At 66.7% G+C, this 2,257-nt stretch carries 4 protein-coding genes; all 4 read left to right on the forward strand.

Translation table 11 applies throughout. The features are described from left to right. Window positions 1-190, forward strand: a 190-nt coding sequence (locus EOL86_13940; GenBank protein NCD26674.1) for a DUF4129 domain-containing protein, incomplete at its 5' end; no start/stop codon positions are given. Then, the gene (locus EOL86_13945) at window positions 190-423 is read left to right on the forward strand and encodes a hypothetical protein (GenBank protein ID NCD26675.1); all 234 of its coding nucleotides are present in this window, start codon (window positions 190-192) and stop codon (window positions 421-423) included. The genes EOL86_13940 and EOL86_13945, both read left to right, overlap by 1 nt. Before the next feature lie 64 nt (window positions 424-487). Further along, the gene (locus EOL86_13950; protein NCD26676.1) at window positions 488-1,204 is read left to right on the forward strand and encodes a metallophosphoesterase; all 717 of its coding nucleotides are present in this window, start codon (window positions 488-490) and stop codon (window positions 1,202-1,204) included. Next, window positions 1,204-2,257 (forward strand): serine/threonine protein kinase (locus EOL86_13955; GenBank protein ID NCD26677.1); only part of this gene is annotated, 1,054 nt, incomplete at its 3' end. The genes EOL86_13950 and EOL86_13955, both read left to right, overlap by 1 nt.

Below are 2,257 nucleotides of genomic sequence, written 5' to 3' on the forward strand. Positions count from 1 at the left end.
CCGACATCCGTCCGAAGGCCCGGACGCCCTGGCCCGGCGCGTCGGCCGGATGCGTCCGGAGTTGCTGCCCCTTGTGCGGGCCGTCACGGACGCCTATATCGGGGTGCGCTACGCGGGCCGGGCGACATCGGACGATCTGGCCCGCTTCGAGCGCGCTGTCGTGCACTTCATACGAAACAAGGATGTGTGATGGAGAAGAAGGACAAAGCGTTGGTGCCGGTTCCCAAGACCGAGGAACCGCCGTGCACGCCCATCGAGGAGGACTATCAACAGGCCAAGACCTATTTCAAGGAATCCATGGTGCAGGCGGCCAGGACCAATGTCGCCCTGATCACGGTGCTGGGCGTGTTCGTGCTCCGGGGCGCGCGGTATGCCTGGGAGGCCTTGCGCCGTTACCTGCCCGGGCAACGGGGCGACAGGTGAGCTCGGCCTCTGGCGCCGTTTTTCGCGTCACGTCATGGCGCTGCCCGGTCGGGCCGGAAGTCCCGTGCTGATTGCCGTTCTTTCCGATATCCACGGCAATCTGGAAGCCCTGGACGCCGTGTGGCGGGACATGGCCGCGTTCGACGTGGGGCGCGTCGTCTGTCTGGGAGACATGATCGGCTACGGGCCCAATCCGGAAGAGGTGCTTGTTTCCGTTCGCGCGCGCGGCGCCCTGTGCTGCCTGGGCAACCATGAGCTGGGCGTGGCTTTCCGGCGGGAGCGGTCCTGGTTCAATCCCACGGCCCGTCAGGGCCTGACCGCCACCGAGAAACTCCTTTCCCCGGACAGCCTGGCCTTTATCGCCGGTCTGCCTCGGTTTTTATGTCTGGAAGGGGCGCGCTTCGTGCATGGTTTTCCGCCGGACAGCGCGACCACCTATCTCTACGACGTCGCCGACGACCACGTGCTCGATTGGTTCGCGCGGGGCGATGGGCTGACCTTTGTCGGCCATACCCACGAATTGCTGCTGCTTGGCCGCGAGGGCCACGACGTGGTTCGACGGCGTCTGGGGCGGGAGAGTTTCGCGCTGACGCGGCCGAGCCTGATCAACGCCGGCAGCGTCGGTCAGCCCAGGGACGGCAACAACAACGCCAAGTACCTTTTGTGGGACACGGCCGGCGACACGATCACGGTCCGTTTCGTGCCCTACGACATCGAGCGCACCGTGGCCAAGATCCGCGACCGAGGCTTCCCCGAATATTTCGCCACGAGGCTGTGGTGATGGACATCGGCGCGTACACGATTTTGGGACGCTTGGGGCGCGGCGGCATGGGCGGGGTGTACAAGGTGCGGCATCGCGCCCTGGGTCGGATCATGGCCTTGAAGCGTCTTGAGCCCCACGAATTGTTGCTGGACCTGCTGGGCGCGGACGAAATCCGCCGGCGCTTCGTGAACGAGGCCCGGCTCATGGCGGCCTGCGAGCACCGCAACGTCGCCTCGGTCTGGGATCTGCGCGACGCGGGGCCGGATCTGTTCATGGTTTTGGAATACCTGTGCATGAATCTGGGAACGCTCATCGGCGAGAGCGCCGTGGTCGAGGCTTCGTCCCGGCCCGTGCCTCCGGGCAAGGCCTTGGATTTTGTCCGGCAGACCCTGGACGGCCTGGATTTCCTGCACCGGCGCGGCATCGTCCACCGTGACGTGAAGCCCTTCAATCTCATGCTCGGCAGTGACGGCACCATCAAGATCATCGACCTCGGCCTGTCCTCGGTGCACGGCGAAAAACTGTCCACCCCGCGCGGGCTCAAGATCGGCTCGCCTTATTATGCCGCGCCGGAGCAGGAGCGCGTCCCGGACCAGGCCGGTCCTCGGGCGGACTTGTACAGCGTCGGCGTGGTCCTGCACCGACTGGTCCGCGGGCTGCTGCCGGAACCAGGCCGTGCCCACGCTTCGGCGGTATTGTCCACGGCGTGGGCGGATTTTTTCGGCCAGGCCCTGGCCGTCCGGCCCGAGGACCGCTTCGCCGACGCCAGGTCCATGCGTTTGGCCCTGGATGGCCTCGCGCGGGATCTTGACGCCCGTCGGGACCCTGAATGCGTCTGGCGGGAACCTTCGGACGCGCGCCGCCCACGGGCCGTGGCCCTGCGTACCGGCGTGCGCCCGGCCCAGCCGTTTTCGTTTTTGACGCCCTTGTTTCAGCCCCGCGCCTTTCATGCTCCGGACCTGACGCCCGTGGCGGACGGTTGGCTGGACCGGACAACGGGACTGGTCTGGGGCGGGATTTCGGCCCTGCCGTTGACCTGGGACGAGGCCGTGGAGGACACGGCCCGTCAGG

It is taken from the genome of Deltaproteobacteria bacterium (genome assembly GCA_009930495.1).
Classification (GTDB): Bacteria; Desulfobacterota; Desulfovibrionia; order Desulfovibrionales; family Desulfomicrobiaceae; genus Desulfomicrobium.